This window comes from Aeromonas salmonicida subsp. salmonicida (assembly GCF_001643305.1).
Lineage (GTDB): Bacteria > Pseudomonadota > Gammaproteobacteria > Enterobacterales > Aeromonadaceae > Aeromonas > Aeromonas salmonicida.
On sequence record NZ_LSGW01000095.1, the window covers coordinates 14,673 to 30,513 of the forward strand.

Annotated in this window: 9 protein-coding genes, 3 tRNA genes and 4 pseudogenes; 11 read left to right on the forward strand and 5 right to left on the reverse strand. The window is 60.2% G+C overall.

What is annotated here, in order from left to right; all coding sequences use genetic code 11:
- The 10 genes and pseudogenes from icmH to AXW79_RS22500 all read left to right on the forward strand — a co-directional run bounded on the left by icmH (position 1) and on the right by AXW79_RS22500 (position 13,596).
- Positions 1-780: a type IVB secretion system protein IcmH/DotU gene (gene icmH, locus AXW79_RS17825; RefSeq protein ID WP_005310702.1), complete on the forward strand. Its 780-nt coding sequence runs from the start codon at positions 1-3 to the stop codon at positions 778-780.
- A gap of 21 nt (positions 781-801) precedes the next feature.
- Complete coding sequence (tssH, locus tag AXW79_RS17830; protein ID WP_005310704.1) at positions 802-3,444, forward strand: type VI secretion system ATPase TssH; 2,643 nt, start codon at positions 802-804, stop codon at positions 3,442-3,444.
- A 2-nt stretch (positions 3,445-3,446) separates the two neighbouring features.
- Positions 3,447-4,985, forward strand: coding sequence for a sigma-54 interaction domain-containing protein (locus tag AXW79_RS17835; RefSeq protein ID WP_005310706.1), 1,539 nt, complete (start codon positions 3,447-3,449; stop codon positions 4,983-4,985).
- Positions 4,985-5,590 (forward strand): type VI secretion system-associated protein VasI, encoded by a 606-nt coding sequence (gene vasI / locus AXW79_RS17840; RefSeq protein ID WP_005310708.1) that lies wholly within the window; start codon positions 4,985-4,987, stop codon positions 5,588-5,590. The genes AXW79_RS17835 and vasI overlap by 1 nt, the downstream gene beginning before the upstream one ends.
- An 8-nt stretch (positions 5,591-5,598) precedes the next feature.
- A pseudogene (gene tssA, locus AXW79_RS24065) lies at positions 5,599-7,014 on the forward strand (type VI secretion system protein TssA); the annotation flags it as partial.
- A pseudogene (gene tssM / locus AXW79_RS23855) lies at positions 7,000-10,489 on the forward strand (type VI secretion system membrane subunit TssM). The pseudogenes tssA and tssM, both read left to right, overlap by 15 nt.
- Positions 10,490-10,533: 44 nt before the next feature.
- Complete coding sequence (locus AXW79_RS17855) at positions 10,534-11,970, forward strand: VasL domain-containing protein (RefSeq protein ID WP_005310710.1); 1,437 nt, start codon at positions 10,534-10,536, stop codon at positions 11,968-11,970.
- A 291-nt stretch (positions 11,971-12,261) separates the two neighbouring features.
- Entirely contained in the window at positions 12,262-12,549 is a 288-nt protein-coding gene (locus AXW79_RS17865; RefSeq protein ID WP_005310714.1) for a type VI secretion system PAAR protein, read from the forward strand.
- A gap of 11 nt (positions 12,550-12,560) precedes the next feature.
- Positions 12,561-12,858, forward strand: a pseudogene (locus AXW79_RS22495) (contractile injection system protein, VgrG/Pvc8 family); the annotation flags it as partial.
- Positions 12,859-12,860: 2 nt separating this feature from the next.
- Positions 12,861-13,596, forward strand: a protein-coding gene (locus tag AXW79_RS22500; protein WP_085941623.1) for an IS1-like element ISAs8 family transposase whose coding sequence is annotated in 2 segments (ribosomal slippage) — positions 12,861-13,190 and positions 13,192-13,596 — 735 coding nt in all. Because the reading frame shifts where the segments join, the coding sequence is not laid out codon by codon here.
- A 50-nt stretch (positions 13,597-13,646) separates the two neighbouring features.
- Here AXW79_RS22500 and AXW79_RS23860 read toward each other — a convergent pair.
- From AXW79_RS23860 to AXW79_RS17895, 4 genes and pseudogenes are all read right to left on the reverse strand, one after another.
- Positions 13,647-13,811: pseudogene (locus AXW79_RS23860) on the reverse strand (IS481 family transposase); the annotation flags it as partial.
- Positions 13,812-13,932: 121 nt separating this feature from the next.
- Positions 13,933-14,008: transfer RNA gene (locus AXW79_RS17885), tRNA-His, on the reverse strand.
- Between the two features lie 52 nt (positions 14,009-14,060).
- Positions 14,061-14,137 (reverse strand) — tRNA-Arg (locus AXW79_RS17890).
- A gap of 37 nt (positions 14,138-14,174) precedes the next feature.
- Positions 14,175-14,251: transfer RNA gene (locus AXW79_RS17895), tRNA-Pro, on the reverse strand.
- Between the two features lie 203 nt (positions 14,252-14,454).
- On the opposite strand from AXW79_RS17895, the gene folD reads away from it, so the two are divergent.
- The gene (gene folD / locus AXW79_RS17900; RefSeq protein WP_005310722.1) at positions 14,455-15,318 is read left to right on the forward strand and encodes a bifunctional methylenetetrahydrofolate dehydrogenase/methenyltetrahydrofolate cyclohydrolase FolD; all 864 of its coding nucleotides are present in this window, start codon (positions 14,455-14,457) and stop codon (positions 15,316-15,318) included.
- A 110-nt stretch (positions 15,319-15,428) separates the two neighbouring features.
- Here the strand turns inward: folD and cspD are convergent, their stop codons facing one another.
- Entirely contained in the window at positions 15,429-15,647 is a 219-nt protein-coding gene (gene cspD / locus AXW79_RS17905) for a cold shock-like protein CspD (RefSeq protein ID WP_005300025.1), read from the reverse strand.
- Positions 15,648-15,841 lie beyond the last annotated feature (194 nt).

Consider the following 15,841-nt stretch of genomic DNA (forward strand, 5'->3'; position numbering starts at 1 on the left):
ATGACCACGGACATTATCAAGAACGAGCAACTCAGCGATCTGCTGTTCGATCATGCCGAGCAGCTGGACATGGACTCGGACTACTGGTTCCGCCTGCGCGGCCAGAGCATCAACCCCATGATTGATGCGGTGACCCCCTTGCTGGGGCTGGTACAGCGGGTGCGCCTGCTGTCGAGCTACGACCGGGTGCCGGAGCTCTATCAGCGGGTGGTGACCGAGATCCAGGCCATAGAGCAGGAGCTGATGGCTCAGGGTTACGAGAACGGTGTGGTGTTGTCGTTTCGCTACATCCTCTGCACCTTCATCGACGAGGCCGTCATGGGTCGCGACTGGGGTAGCCAGAGCGAATGGTCGGAACACTCCTTGCTGACCCGTTTCCACAACGAGACCTGGGGCGGGGAGAAGGTGTTCGTGCTGCTCGCCCGTCTGCAGGAAGACCCGGTGCGTTATCGCGACATCCTGGAGTTCATCTATCTGTGCCTGTGTCTCGGTTTCGAGGGGCGCTACAAGGTGATGAGCAAGGGGCGGGACGAGTTCGAGCGTATCGTCAAACAGTTGCACAAGCAGCTGGCCCCCGAGACAAGCGGTGAAGCCCCCAGCGTCTTTCACCTCGACCTCGGTCGTCAGGCTTCCCGTTACAGACTGCGCAAGCAGATTTCCCTGCGCAGCCTGTTCATGGGAGGCGCGCTGATCCTGGCCATTATCTTTGGTCTCTATCATCACCAACTCAATAACCAGACCCAGGACGTACTGCGTCAACTGGGCGAATTATTAAAATAATTATTCTGAGGAGAGCACGCCTTGATTCGTATAGAGCTACCCGTACTGGTGGAAAGACTCAACCCCATCTGTCGTCATATGCTGGAGGAGGCTGCGGCCCTCTGCGTCAACCATCAGGGGGCGGAGATCCGCATCGAGCACCTGCTGCTCAAGATGCTGGATACCCCCTTGTCTGATGTACGCCAGATCCTCAAGCGGGCCGACGTCGGGGTCGACGAGCTCAAAACCCTGCTCCAGCCTGCTGGTGCAGACAGTGGTTATGCCCAGGGTTACCCCTCCTTCTCGCCGCTCCTGGTGGAGTGGTTGCAAGACAGCTGGCTGCTGGCTTCCGCCGAGCTGCAGCACGCCCAATTGCGCAGTGGCGTCATGCTGCTGGTGCTCTTGATGACCCCCCAGCGTTACCTGCCAGGCTCTGTGACGCGCCTCTTGGCCAACGTCAACCGCGAGCTGTTGCGACAGCAGTTTGATGAGTGGGTGAAAGAGTCCGCCGAGACCCAAGTTACTGTTTCTACAAACGGCACCTCGACTCAGGCAGCCCTGCCAGCCGATGCCAGCCTGCTGGCCCGCTTTACCATCAACGTGACCGAGCAGGCACGCCAGGGCAGCCTGGATCCCGTGCTTTGCCGGGATCACGAGATCGATCTGATGATCGACATCCTCTCTCGGCGTCGCAAAAACAACCCCATCGTCGTGGGGGAGGCCGGGGTGGGCAAGAGCGCCCTGATCGAGGGGCTGGCCCTGCGCATCGTGGCGGATCAGGTGCCTGAAAAATTGCGCGAGGTGGAGCTGATGACGCTCGACCTTGGTGCCATGCAGGCCGGTGCGTCGGTCAAGGGAGAGTTCGAGAAGCGCTTCAAGGGGGTAATGCAGGAGGTCAAGGAGGCGGTGCGTCCTGTCATCCTCTTTATCGATGAGGCCCACACCCTGATCGGGGCTGGCAATCAGGCCGGTGGGCTGGATGTCTCCAACCTCATCAAGCCGGCGCTGGCCCGGGGCGAGCTGCGTACCATAGCCGCCACCACCTGGGGTGAGTACAAGAAATACGTGGAGAAAGATGCCGCCCTCTCGCGCCGCTTCCAGCTGGTGAAGGTGGGCGAGCCCAATGCCGATGAGGCTACCGTGATCCTGCGCGGCCTGCGCAGCATCTACGAAAAGGCCCATGGTGTGCTGATCGACGAAGAGGCGCTGCAAGCCGCTACCCAGCTTTCCGCCCGTTATATTTCAGGTCGTCAGTTGCCGGACAAGGCGATCGACGTGCTCGATACCGCCTGTGCCCGGGTGGCCATCAACCTGACTACGCCGCCGCGTGCCGTCAGCCATCTGCAAAACGCATTGCGTCAGCGTGAGCTGGAGATCCGCCAGCTGGAGCGCCAGAGTCTGATCGGGCTGGGTGACAACACAGAGCGACTGGCCGAGCTGCAGTCTGCCCAGCAGACCAGCCGTGATGCCCTGCGCGAGCAGGAAGCCAAGTGGCAGCAACAACAGGGGCTGGTGCATCAGATTGTTGAACTGCGCGCCGCCCTGCTCGCCGATCAGCAGGATGAGATGCTGACCAGAGAGGCGCTGGATCTCGCTGATGCGCCTCTGGATCCGCAAGCGGCTGCCGAGCAGCTTGCCGGGCTCGAGCGCGAGCTGGCCGAGCTGCAACAGGGTGAGGTGCTGGTCTCGGCCCATGTCGACAAAACCCAGGTGGCGGCCGTGATCGCCGAGTGGACCGGGGTGCCGCTCAATCGCATCTCGCAAGGGGAGCTGGATGTGGTAACCCGGCTGCCGGAGTACTTGGGCGAGCTTATCAAGGGGCTGGATGTGGCGGTGGCCCATCTGCACAAACACCTGCTGACCGCCCGCGCCGACTTGCGCCGCCCGGGCCGTCCGCTGGGGGCCTTCCTGCTGGTGGGGCCAAGCGGGGTCGGCAAGACTGAAACTGTGTTGCAGATTGCCGAGCTGATGTTTGGCGGTCGCCAGTATCTGACCACCATCAACATGTCCGAGTATCAGGAAAAACACACAGTCTCCCGCCTGATCGGCTCGCCTCCCGGCTATGTCGGCTTTGGCGAAGGGGGCGTGCTGACCGAAGCCATTCGTCAGAAACCCTATTCGGTGGTGCTGCTGGACGAGGTGGAAAAAGCCCATCCGGACGTGCTCAACCTCTTCTATCAAGCGTTCGACAAGGGCGAGCTGGCCGACGGGGAAGGGCGCATCATCGACTGCAAGAACGTGGTTTTCTTCCTCACCTCCAACCTCGGCTTCCAGACCATAGTCGATTACGCCGAGCAGCCCGACGATCTGCTCAATGCGCTGTATCCGGAGCTGGCCGCCTTCTTCAAGCCGGCCCTGCTGGCACGGATGGAAGTGATCCCTTATCTACCGCTGGGTCACGACACGCTAGTGCAGATCGTGGGTGGCAAACTCAACCGACTGGTCAAGCTGCTCAAGGAGCGTTTCGGTGCCGAGGTAGTGCTGGAGGACGAGGTGGCGGAGGAGATACTGCGCCGCGCCAATCGCAGCGAGAACGGGGCCCGCATGCTGGAATCCGTCATTGACGGTGCCCTGCTGCCGCCTGTCTCCCTGCAACTGCTGCAGCGCCTCTCGGCCGGTGAGCCCATCAAGCGGGTGCGTTTCTCTGTGAGCGAGCGCCAGTTCGTGGCCGAGGTGGAGGGCTGAACATGGAACAAGCCCTCGCATTTGCCCTTGCCTTGACCCAGCAGCGCGATGAGCAGCACCTGTGTCATTGGTGGAGCTCGACCCTCAATGCCAGCTTTCAGCCCAAGGGGATACTGCTGGGCATGCTGGATGTGAGCGGCCGTCAGCTCGAATGCAGCGGCTGGGTCAAGGGGCAGGCGGTGTCGCTGGCGCTGGCGGTGGATGACTTTTCCCATCCGCTCGCCTATGTGCTGCACAAGGCCCAGTCCCGTACTTGGGACTCCCTGCACGGCGGCGCCCGCATCGAACACGCCGCGTTTCGCACCCTGCTGGCCAATCTGGGCCAGCAGTGCGGCCTGCATGCCTTTCCCCTCAATGATGGCAACGGCAAGCCGTTCGCCGTGCTGGCCATGATGGACAGCGGTGAGGTGCTGCAAGAGTGGGCGGCCCGCCCTGAGCTTGCCCAGTTGTCACAGGTGTTCTGCAACCAGCTCACCCTTATCCGTGATCTGGGGCTTAGCCGCCGGGATCAGAGCGTGCTGCGCGACTCCTTGCGCCAGATGAAGGGGGAGGGAGAGCGCCAGCGCCAGTATGAGAAGCTGCTGGGCGATCAATTGATCGGCCAGTCGGCGGTGATCCGCGGGCTGCGCGAGCAGATAAGCCTGGCGGGCCGGCACAAGCTGACCGTGCTCATTCAGGGGGAGACCGGCAGCGGCAAGGAGGTGGTCGCCCGGCTGGTGCACCAGTGCTCGGATCGCGCCGCCAAGCCGTTCGTGGCCATCAACTGCGCCGCCATTCCGGAGAACCTCATCGAGAGCGAGCTGTTCGGTTACCAGAAGGGGGCCTTCTCCGGCGCGCTGTCTAACAAGACAGGGCTGGTGGCCCAGGCCAACGGCGGCACCCTGTTTCTGGATGAAGTGGGCGACATGCCCGCCGCCATGCAGGCCAAGCTGCTGCGGGTGCTTGAGACTCGCAGTTACCGGCCGCTCGGGGCCGAGCAGGAGTGCCACTCCGATTTTCGCCTCATCGCCGCGACCCATCAGCCGCTCACCCGCCATGTGGAGGAGGGGCAGTTCCGGGCCGATCTCTATCACCGCCTCTGCCAGTGTCTGCTGCTCATCGCCCCCCTGCGGGAACACATGGATGACATCCCCCTGCTGTGCCAGCACTTCATGGCCCAGTTTGCCGCCCAGGATGGCAAGACCCTGGCGGGGCTGCAGCGCAAGTTCTTGAAGCAACTGCAAAGTTATGACTTTCCCGGCAATGTGCGCGAGCTGCGTAATCTGCTGGAGGTCGCCTGTGCCCACACCCGTCAGGGGGAAGAGGTGGTACTGGAAGCGCTGCCCCCCGAGCTGCGCGAGCGGGTCTGCGTCGAGTTGCCCGGTTCCATGGATGATTACAACCACATTCGGGATCTGCGCCGGGCCATGCAGCAGTACGAGGCTTCCGTCATCGAGGCGCGTCTGCGCTACTTCCAGGGCAATCGCATGCTGGTGGCCGAGAGTCTGAATATTCCCAAGCGCACCCTGGATCACAAGTGCCAGAAACTGGAGGTGAACTGATGAGCGCCCTTGGCCTTTTGCCCCTGTTGCTGGCGACCGGCAGCGCATTACCCCCACAAGACATGGCCAGCTTGCAGGCGTGTCGCCGCGAGCCATCGCCGCTGATCCGGCTGGCCTGCTACGACGCCATTGGCAATGGCCTCGCCCAGACGAGCGAGGGCGGTGCCTCCAAGTCTGCCGCCTGGCAGGCCATCTGGGCACAGGAGCAGGCCCGCAAGCCAGAGAGTGCTCCCTTCCTGCTGCAAAGCGATGCGGGGCGTGGCAGCGAAACCCTCACTCGCCCAGCCTTGCGCGGGGCGACCCTGGCCATAGGCTGTGTCGACAGCATTACCCATATCCGGTTAAGGCTTGATGCCCCCTGGGTTGGTGAGCGGGTACAGATTGAACTGGATGGCCAGCCCAGCCGCAACGCCCAGAGCTGGTTTATCCGGGATCAGGGCCTGCTGCTGGAATATGGCCGTGGCTTGCCCGCCATCGAGGAGCTCAAGCGCTGGATAGGTCATCGCGAGCTGCAGGTGAAGGCCGACAACGGCGCCTTGTTCCGGGTCGATCTCAGCGGTTTGAAAGAGGCGCTGCAGCCCCTGCGCCAACAGTGTCGCTGGTAGGGGGCGCCATGAGCTATCAACACCCCTGGTGTGCCCGCTTGCTCACCAGTTTGCCGGAAGATCAGATAAAAAGTGCCGTGCTGGCCGACGAGCCGCGCTGGGATTATGTGGAGACCGAACTGGTCAAGCTGGGCTCCCTGGCCCACAGCCAGGTGGATCTCAATGCGGTGGCCGAGGCGTGCCTCGGCCTGCTGGAGAGCCGTACCAAGGACATGCGGGTGCTGGCCCAGTTGCTGCGCTGCCTGCAACATCCGGCCAAGGCGACCCCTCTGGGGGCCGCGCTCAGTTTGCTGGAGTCCTGGATCCGGGCCTACTGGCTGCAAGCCTGGCCCGGTAATACCAGCCAGAAACAACGGCTGATGGTACAGATCGTCAAACGCTTTGAAGGGGCTTTGCCGCGGGTGAGCGAGAGCGCCTCGCCGGCTGAACTGGCCCAGTTGCTGGCCCAGGCCGAGCAGCTGGAGGCTTGCTGGCTGGCCCAGTGCCCGGACAAGGGCGAGCTGCTCGATCCCTTGTTGATGGGGCTGAAACGGGCCCAGCGCCAGCAGGTTGCCCAGGCCCAGGCAGATGCCGGTGGCCAACCTTCAAGCAGCACTGTTGCTGCCACCGCCAGTGCGAGTGGCATGTCGGGAACCATGGTGCTCAGTGGCAGCAGCAAGGGCTCCGGGGTCGAGATTGACAGCTCCAACGATCGTGCCTGGCGCCAGACCCAGCTCAAGGTGGCCGAGTTGCTTATCGAGCGCCAGCCGGAAGCGGCGGTGGGCTATCGTCTGCGTCGCCACGCCATCTGGGCAGGGATCACCACGCCACCCATGACGGCTCAGGGCAATAAAACCCAGCTGGCCCCCATGTCGGTGGACATGGTGGATGAGTACCGCGCCGCTCTGGCCACACTGGAGCGGTCCGCGCCGGATCTGGCGCTCTGGCAGCGGATCGAACAGAGCCTGACCCTGGCGCCCTACTGGTTCGAGGGGCATCGGCTCTCGGCCGAAGTGGCCCATAAGCTGGGGTTTGGCACCGTTGCCCAGGCCATAGCGCAGGAGCTGGATGGTTTCTTGCAGCGTCTGCCGGCGTTGCGGGATCTCACCTTCAGCGATGGCAGTCCCTTCCTGTCACCCGAGTGCAGCCGCTGGTTGCAGCCCGCCAAGGTGGGTGGTGCAGGTGGGGATGGGGAGTCCAGTCTGGCCGAAGAGGTTGCCCTGCGTCATGGGGAGCTGGGGGTGGCTGCGGCCCTCACCCTGCTCGATGAAAGGATGGCGCAGTTGAAAGAGCCAAGAGCCCGCTTCCATGCCCAGTTGGTGCAGGCGGAGCTGTTGGCGCAGGAAGGCATGAATTCGCTGGCTAGCCAGCACTATCAACACTTGTGGCAAGAGGCAAGTCGCCTGGGATTGGCGCAATGGGAGCCCGGGCTGGTCAGTCGCCTGGAAAGCCATGCGGCCCCGTTGTCGAAATTGAAACCCTCCTGGCCCCTGCTCGGCGTGGTGCTCTGGGGACTTGCCCTCATTCTGGTGTGGTGGTTGGGTCCTCGCCTCGAGATCCGCGGCGCCAAACCGTTCGAGCCGCTGTGGGGGCGGGTGGTATTCACCCTGCTCTGGCTCTGGCTGATGCTGGGGATCCTCTCCTGGCGAGTGTGGCGCAAGATGCAGCAACTCAAGGCCGAGCGTCAGCATGAAACCGTGCTGGTGCAGGATCCGGTGAAAGGGCTCATCGACAAGCACGCGCTGTTTCTCAATCGCTGGTTGCAGGCCCTTGGCGAACACCTGGGCAAGGGCGCGCTCTACGCCATGCCCTGGTATCTGGTGCTGGGTCTGCCCGGCAGCGGCAAGAGCAGCCTGATCCACAGAGCCAATCCGGCCAACAAGCTCAACCCCAGACTCGATACCGAGCTCAGGGACGTGGCGCAGGATCAGCTGATCGATTGCTGGCTGGGGGAGCAGGCAGTGATGCTGGATCCCGCTGGTGAGCTCTTGTCTCAATCCGAGCCGGAACTCGATCCGCTGGCGCGCAAGCATGAGCGGCTCTGGCTGCACCTGTTGAACTGGCTTTCCGAACACCGCCGCCGCCAGCCCCTCAACGGTCTGGTGCTGACCGTGGATCTGGCCTGGCTCTCCGGCGCCAACGTGGCCGAACGCAAGGCTTATGCCCAGCTGATGCGTTCTCGCCTGCAAGAGGTGTCGGCCACCATGAATACCCGGTTGCCGCTCTATGTCACTTTTACCAAGCTCGATCTGTTGCGTGGTTTCGATGTGGTGTATGAGCAGCTCGACAAGGAGGCCCGCGAGGCCGTGCTGGGGGTGACCTTCAACCCGGCCGACAGCCGTGGAAAATCCTGGCAGCAGGATCTGGCCCTGTTCTGGGATCAGTGGGTGGACAACCTTAACCAGAACCTGCCCGAGCTGATGCTGGCACGACTCGATGCCACCCAGCGCAACGCGCTTTTCTCGTTCGTGCGTCAGTTGGCGGGGCTGAAGGATTATGTGACTGCGCTGCTCGATGAGACGCTGCAAATTGAGGAGAGCAAGCCACTGCTGGTGCGCGGCGTCTATATCAGCTCCGTCTATCAGCAAGGGGTGCCGTTCGATGCGTTTGCCCAGGCGGCCTCCCGCCGCTACAACCTGCCAGAGCCCATTCACTCGGCCCTGCGCGGGGAGTCCAATACCTATTTCGTGCGCAAGTTGTTCTCCTCCATCATTTTTCCTGAAGCCCACCTGGCCGGGGAGAACCGGCTGCATACCCTCTATCGTCGTCGGCGCATGGCCATTGGCCTCGGTTGCCTGTCACTCTTTTCGGCGGCCCTGATCGGCGGTTGGCACTACTTTTATCGGGTCAACGAAGAGGCCGGTCGCAATGTGTTGACCAAGGCGCAAGCCTTCATGGAGACCAACGAGGTCGTCGATGAGCATGCCTTCGGTGTGAGTCAGTTGCCCCGCCTAAACCTCATCCGCGAGGCGACCCTCGCCTTTGGCAACTACCGCGAACGCACGCCGCTGGTGGCGGATCTGGGTCTCTATCAGGGGGACGAAATCGGTCCTCATGTGGAAGGCTCCTATCTGCAACTGCTGGGTCAGCGCTTTTTGCCAGCCCAGATGCAGGGGCTGCTGGAGGATCTCAATCAGGCTCCTGCCGGCAGTGAGGAGAAGCTCTCCATACTGCGGGTGATGCGGATGCTGGATGATGCCTCCGGTCGCAACAAGGACCTGGTGGAGCAGTACATGGCAAGCCGCTGGCAGCGCGCCTTCCCGGGGCAGGGCGCTGTGCAGGAGCAACTGATGGGGCACCTGGATTACGCCCTCGACCATACCGACTGGCATGGTGCCAGGGCTGAACGTGATCAGGCCGCCATCATTGCCTTCGCGCCGTTCAAGGAGCCTGTCTACGGCGCCCAGCGCGAGCTTGGCAAGTTGCCCATGTATCAGCGGGTCTATCAGAACCTGGTGGTGAAGGCGAACGACGTATTGCCGCCGGATCTCAACGTACGTGACGAAGTGGGGCCAACCTTTGACACCGTCTTTGCCCTGCGAAGTGACAATGCAGGGCAAGTGCCACGCCTGTTGACCTGGCCCGGTTTCAACGACTTCTTCCTCAAGCAGGACAAGGCGTTGATTGATCTCACAGCCATGGATGCCTGGGTGCTGGGTCAGCGCAGGCTGAGTCAATTGAGCGAGGCGGATCGCAAGGAGATCGGTCGTCAGGTCAACGACCGTTATGTCACCGATTACGTCAACCAGTGGCAAAAACTGCTGACCAATCTGGACGTGCAGACCCTTGAAAGCCCGGAGCAGGCACTGGACGTGCTCTCTGCCATTACCGGCAACGATCAGCCTTTCCAGCGGGTACTGGCTTCGTTGGATGACAACACCCGGATCCGAAAGATCTCGGATGTGGAAGGGGATCCTGCGCAGGCCATCACGGCCCGTATCGGCCGTCCCTTCATGGCGACCAATGCCGCCCTTGGCGGTCGTGGCGAGCAGGGGCCGCTTATTCAGGAGGTCAATCAGAAGCTGGTGGAGCTGCAGCACTATCTGGAACTCATCGTCAACGCCACCGGGCCAGTCCGCCCTCAAGGCTGTGCAGCTGCGTCTGACCAACAAGTACGCCGATCCCGTGTTCGCCCTGCAGCAATATGCCCGCAGTCTGCCAGCTCCGCTAGATCGCTGGGTGGGGCAGCTCTCCGAGCAGAGCTCTCGTCTGGTGATCGACTTGGCCATGTCGTCCCTTAATCGAGAGTGGCAGGACAAGGTACTGGCACCGTTCAACAGTCAGCTGGCCGGTCGTTATCCGTTTGATCCGGGCTCAACCAAGGATGTGCCGCTGTCCGAGATGGAGCGCTTCTTCGCACCGAACGGCACCCTGGACAGCTTCTATCAGGTCAACCTCAAGCCCATGGTGGAGAGTGGCCTGATGGAGGGTGAGTTCAGTTCGCCCATCCAGACCGAGCTGGTGAAGCAGCTGGACAGAGCCGCTCGTATCCGCCAGATCTTCTTCACCCAGCAGGGCAACCTGGAGGTGCAGTTCGCCCTCGAGCCCATCGAGCTCACCGCCAACAAGCGGCGCAGCGTGCTGAACCTGGACGGTCAGTTGCTGGAGTATGCCCATGGCCGTCGCATCAAGGTGCCGCTGGTGTGGCCAAACACCATGCGTGACGGTGCCGAGAGCAAGATCACCTTGGTGCCGGCAGCCAGGGAACGCTCACCGCGCAGCGAAGGCTTCGTCGGCCCCTGGGCCATGTTCCGACTGATGGACAAGGGGGAGCTGACCCAGGTCAATGAAGCCACCTTCGATGTGCGCTTCCCGGTGGATCAGGGTTCCATGACCTATCGCGTCTACACCGACAGCGCGCAAAACCCCTTCACCGGCGGCCTGTTCAGTCAGTTCAGATTGCCTGAATCTCTCTATTGATAAAGTGGGGGCACTGTGTGCCCCCTCAAGCTTTGGAAGCCGATATGTCACAGAATCAACAAGGTCAGCAGGCGCTGAAAGTGGGGCGCGATCCTCGCATGTTGCCGGAATACGAGGCGTTGCGCAGCGAGATCAACAAACTCAGCCACGCCTCCCGCCCCGAGGTGGACTGGCTCAAGATCCATCGGCTCGCGAGCCTTATCTTTGAAAAGCACGGGGTGGACCTGCAGACCGCCATCTACTTCACCCTGGCGCGGTCGCGCCTGCAAGGGCTGAACGGCTTTACCGAAGGGTGCGAGTTTCTGGCCAACCTGATAGTGACCCAGTGGGAGAGCTTCTGGCCACCTGTGCATCAGGAGCGAGCCCGTATCGAGATGCTGGACTGGTTCATTGCCCGTATCAGCGACGTGATCCGCCAGTACCAGATCAGCCACGAAGACAAGCGCCTCGTCTATCGCTGCGAGCGGGCGCTGCAACTTATCAGCGAGAAGCTGCACAACGTGGGCTTGAGCCGTATTCCCCGGGTTGAAAATCTGGTGCACTTCATCGAGGGGTATACCCATCTGTTTGATGAGACCGAGATCGTCATCGTCTCCGATGAGCCCGGTCTCAAGGAGGAGCTGCAGATCCCGCCCATGGTGTTCTTCAAGTCCGACATGGAGCACGACAGCCCTTCTTCTTCAGCGCCCTCTTCCAGCACGCCACACCTGCCCCAGGGCAGCATACTGATTGGTCGCGAGAAGGGGCAGGTCAAACCCACAGTGCTCAAAATTGAACAGCACCGCAAGCAGCGGCCCGCCTGGTTCTGGTTTGGCTGTGGTCTGCTCAGCTGCGCCCTGCCTGTGATGGGCTGGCTTGGCTGGCAACATCAGCAGCAGGAGAAAACAGTGGCTGCCCAGCGCTTGCAGCAACCGGCCGCCGAGTTGCCACGGGCTCTCAGTTATGACGATATCCGCCAGGCGCGCATCGTACTGGGCGAACAGACCCTGCAAGGCATGGAAAGCGAGCTGGTGTCCCGTTATCAAGCCCAGCTGGGACGGCTTGAGCAGACCTCGCCGCTCTACTGGTATCGCTATGGGGAAGGGCTGCGCAACTCGCTGCAGATGCTCTATCCCGACTCGCTGGCGGTCAAGGCGCTGGGCAAGCAGTGGCAGACGGCGTTGGCAGGTCAGCAGGGGGATGTGGTCAGCGTACCGACCTATCTGGATGCTCGCGCCGGTGTCGACGCCTTGCTCGATCAGCTGCTGGAGCTGGAGCGTCAGCGCAAGACGGTGACCATCTCCTATCTCAAGTCCCAGCTCTATGAGGTGCAGAAAAACCTGATGCAGGATATCCCGTTCAGTCTGCGCCTGAGCGAACTGGAGGCGAGAAAGGCATCCCAGGAGCCCGTCACGGCAGCCGAGCTGAAAGGTCTGGAGAACGACCTGAAAGCACTCAATATCCGCCTCTACCAGTTGCAGCAGAGCAGTGCAGGCAGTTGATCATGCTGCGCTGAGCAACAAGTTGCGTGTCTTATGGTGTGTTCGACTGCCAACGCAATCTCTGGCCTGGCGATCACACTGTCTTGCGCAAACTATTGCAGTCGCCCCTGCCAGCCTTGAGGTCCATGAACCTAATGGACTGATTTAAAAAAGTATTATCGGCGTCTTTGTCATGGCACAAAGGCTGCTGGGTAGCCACCCCAAGTGTATCTGAGCCCATGGTCACGACGGTGAGCACGAGGCATGGTGGGAGCCCCAATGGCGGCTCCCTTGCCCATACGGAGAGTTCATATGTGTCCCTCTATTGCATTGCTCGGTGACGTAGGCACCGACCACGATGGTTTTCACCCATCCCCAGTGATTGCCGCGAGCCCCGATGTGTTCCTCGATGGCAAACCGGTGGCCCGGCAGGGCGATCCGCTGGCGCCCCATGACAAGCCCAATAATCCCCCCCATCCGCGCAGCATCTCGGGTGGCGTCGGCACCGTTCTGGTCAACGGCAAGCCCATCGCCGTGACCGGTTCCGCCATCGGTTGCGGTGGGGTTGTGATTGGCTCGGGCAGCGGACAGGCAGGATAAGGAACAGCGTTATGGCAGACAGCACAGGATTACAATTTACCGTCAAGGTAGGGGCGCTGCCCGAGAGCACTTTCGTGGTGGCCGAGTTTGCGCTGGAAGAGGCGCTGAACAGCCCGTTCCAGTTGCGGTTGGAATTGGCCAGCCCCCAGCCGGATGTCGATTTTGCCGATGTGCTGGACCAGCCGTGCGAGCTCCTGGTGTGGTACAACGGTGAGTTGCAGCGGCGGGTGTGCGGGGTAGTCAGTGATTTTGCGCAAGGGGACAGCGGCTTTCGCCGTACCCGCTACCAGCTGCTGGTGCAGCAGGCGGTGATGCCTCCATCGGTTGATGCGGCATGGTGGGTTCCTTTGAGGCTCAGCAATTCATGGTATACATCACCTCACTGTCCTCGTTTCAACTCCGACCACGTATATCGCCACGGTAAGACTCCTGCCGGTCACGTTCGCTATCGTTGTCCAGCCTGCCCCCACGTTTTTCAGCTCACCAACACCTATGAGGCCCGTAAACTCGGCGTTAAAGAGAAGATTGTTGATATGGCGTTCAACGGGGCTGGTGTCCGTGATACTGCTCGCGCCCTTAACACTGGCATTAACACCGTCCTGCGCGCCCTAAAAAACTCGCCCCAAGGCAGTAACCTCCGAAAAGGTAGTGCTGGATGATGTCGCGCTTATCTGTGAACTCGATGATCAATGGGCGTATGTAGGTAACAAAAATAATCGCCACTGGCGTTGGGATACCAAAAGAAAACGTGTTGTTGCCTACACCTTCGGCCCGCGCAACGATGAAAAATGCCGTAAACTGCTGAGCCTGTTGGCCCCTTTTCAGTTTGGCTTTATCACCAGTGATAACTGGGATAGCTACGCCAGAGAAGTCCCCTGCAAGATACATCTGACTGGGAAAATCTTCACGCAACGTATCGAGCGTAATAACCTGACGCTTAGAACGCGCCTCAAGCGACTAGCTCGCAAAACCATCTGCTTTTCTGGCTCTGTTGAGCTCCACGATAAAGTCATCGGCGCCTTCATCGACAACCATCACTTCAACTGATTGGAGGCATCACCCGTTACCAGTTCTTCGATGTAGAGGACTTCTGTTTAGTGTTCGCGAAACTCGAGGTTGAAGTGATCGGACAGGCGAATCTGCTCGTCATTGAGTTCAATCATCTGTTCTCGATGGGGTTTATCGAGGTAGAACAAGCGGTCGAGTTTGGAGGGCAAGCAGTGACGTTGCGACACGCCACTGACACAGTCTGCCCTGACGCTGAAGTGAGCGCCTGCGCGCCCCGCTGCGAGTATTTTTACAGGCAATCGTTAGCACACAAGGAGGGGAGTTATTTCTACTGGATTTAAATGGGTAGGATTGGATGTTTTTGAAAGCAGGAAATGGGGTGGCTGATGGGGCTCGAACCCACGACAACCGGAATCACAATCCGGGACTCTACCAACTGAGCTACAGCCACCACTGAAAATATCCATTAATACTATCCATCCCGGAGAGAGAGGATTTATTAATGGTGCGCCCTGCAGGATTCGAACCTGCGACCCACGGCTTAGAAGGCCGTTGCTCTATCCGACTGAGCTAAGGGCGCTCTGTATCGATTAGCCAAGGTGGCTCATCGATGAACTTGGTCGGTGATAAAGGATTCGAACCTTTGACCCTCTGGTCCCAAACCAGATGCGCTACCGGGCTGCGCTAATCACCGAAAATTTCTTGTCCAGCATACCGATAGCGGCGATACTGGGCAACGGGCGGGCATCATACCCAAGCGGGAAAGGCAGCGTCAACGTATTTTTCCGCTAGTAAATTCAAGTGCCTACTTATTGCCCGCCCAGCGAGCGCTGCTAACACCCGCGCCAAAAAAATGCGACAATGCGCGGCAGTTGAACACATGGTGAGTGAAGAACGATGTCTGCCAAAATCATTGATGGAAAACAGGTTGCGCAAACGATTCGCAATCAGGTCGCAGCGCAAGTCCAACAGCGGTTGGCACAAGGGAAACGGGCGCCAGGTCTGGCGGTGATCCTGGTCGGGGTGGATCCGGCGTCTCAGGTCTATGTCGGCAGCAAGCGCCGCGCCTGTGAAGAGGTTGGGTTTATCTCCCGCTCTTACGATCTGAGCGCGACGGCGAGCCAAGAAGAGCTGCTGGCCCTGATCGATCGGCTCAATGATGATGCGGATGTAGACGGCATTCTGGTGCAACTGCCGCTGCCGGCTCATTGTGATACGACTCAGGTGCTGGAGCGTATTCGTCCCGACAAGGACGTGGATGGCTTTCACCCCTACAACGTGGGCCGTCTGGCGCAACGCATTCCGGCACTGCGCCCCTGTACGCCCAAGGGCATCATGACCCTGATAGAGACCACTGGCGTCAAGACTCATGGTTTGCATGCTGTGGTGGTCGGTGCATCCAACATAGTGGGGCGCCCGATGACGCTGGAGCTGCTGCTGGCTGGTTGCACCACGACCACCTGCCACCGCTTCACTCAGGATCTGGAACAACAGGTGCGTCGTGCCGACTTGCTGGTCGTGGCCGTGGGCAAGCCGAACTTCATTCCGGGAGAGTGGGTCAAGCCGGGTGCCCTGGTGATCGACGTGGGCATCAATCGTCTGGCTGACGGCTCTCTGGTGGGGGATGTGGAGTTCGAGACGGCGCGTAATCATGCCTCTTTCATCACACCGGTTCCGGGTGGTGTCGGCCCCATGACGGTAGCGAGCCTGATGGAAAATACCCTGAGTGCCTGTCAGGACTATCACGACCAGGCACTGTGATGATGGGTGAAGCCTGCATCTGATTGGCTTCACGCTCGCACTCAAAGGTCACAATAAAAAACCCGGCAACCTTGCGGTTCGCCGGGTTTTTTATTTATCCAATTTGACTCTTACATGTTCTGTGCTTCGTTTGGCACGATGACAGAGGCGTGATTTCCTTTCGGCCCCTGCTGCAGTTCGAAGTTGACTGCCTGACCTGCTTTTAAGGTCTTGTAACCTTCCATTTGTATCGTGGAGTAGTGGGCGAAGATATCTTCACCACCCCCTTCCGGACAGATAAACCCAAATCCTTTTGCGTTGTTAAACCACTTGACTGTTCCGGTTGCCATACATCTACATCCTTTTATTGATTACCCTGAAGTCGTTGAGTAACCTGCGCCAGCCCTTTATAACTAGTAGCATACGTCTATAGCAGACGGGCGCCGATTAGCAAGTAACCAATCTAGTCTAACTTTTGAGCGAGTCAAGGAGTTGTTAACAACTGATGTGATCTGGTTAACAAGTCTATTGACAATCTTGTGTT

What these genes read in the sequence shown, in the direction of transcription:
- vasI (WP_005310708.1), top strand. Translation starts at nt 4,985, where the DNA reads ATGAGCGCCCTTGGCCTTTTGCCCCTGTTGCTGGCGACCGGCAGCGCA.
- AXW79_RS17835 (WP_005310706.1), top strand. Translation starts at nt 3,447, where the DNA reads ATGGAACAAGCCCTCGCATTTGCCCTTGCCTTGACCCAGCAGCGCGAT.
- AXW79_RS17865 (WP_005310714.1), top strand. Translation starts at nt 12,262, where the DNA reads ATGTGTCCCTCTATTGCATTGCTCGGTGACGTAGGCACCGACCACGAT.
- cspD (WP_005300025.1), bottom strand. Translation starts at nt 15,647, where the DNA reads ATGGCAACCGGAACAGTCAAGTGGTTTAACAACGCAAAAGGATTTGGG.
- folD (WP_005310722.1), top strand. Translation starts at nt 14,455, where the DNA reads ATGTCTGCCAAAATCATTGATGGAAAACAGGTTGCGCAAACGATTCGC.
- icmH (WP_005310702.1), top strand. Translation starts at nt 1, where the DNA reads ATGACCACGGACATTATCAAGAACGAGCAACTCAGCGATCTGCTGTTC.
- AXW79_RS17855 (WP_005310710.1), top strand. Translation starts at nt 10,534, where the DNA reads ATGTCACAGAATCAACAAGGTCAGCAGGCGCTGAAAGTGGGGCGCGAT.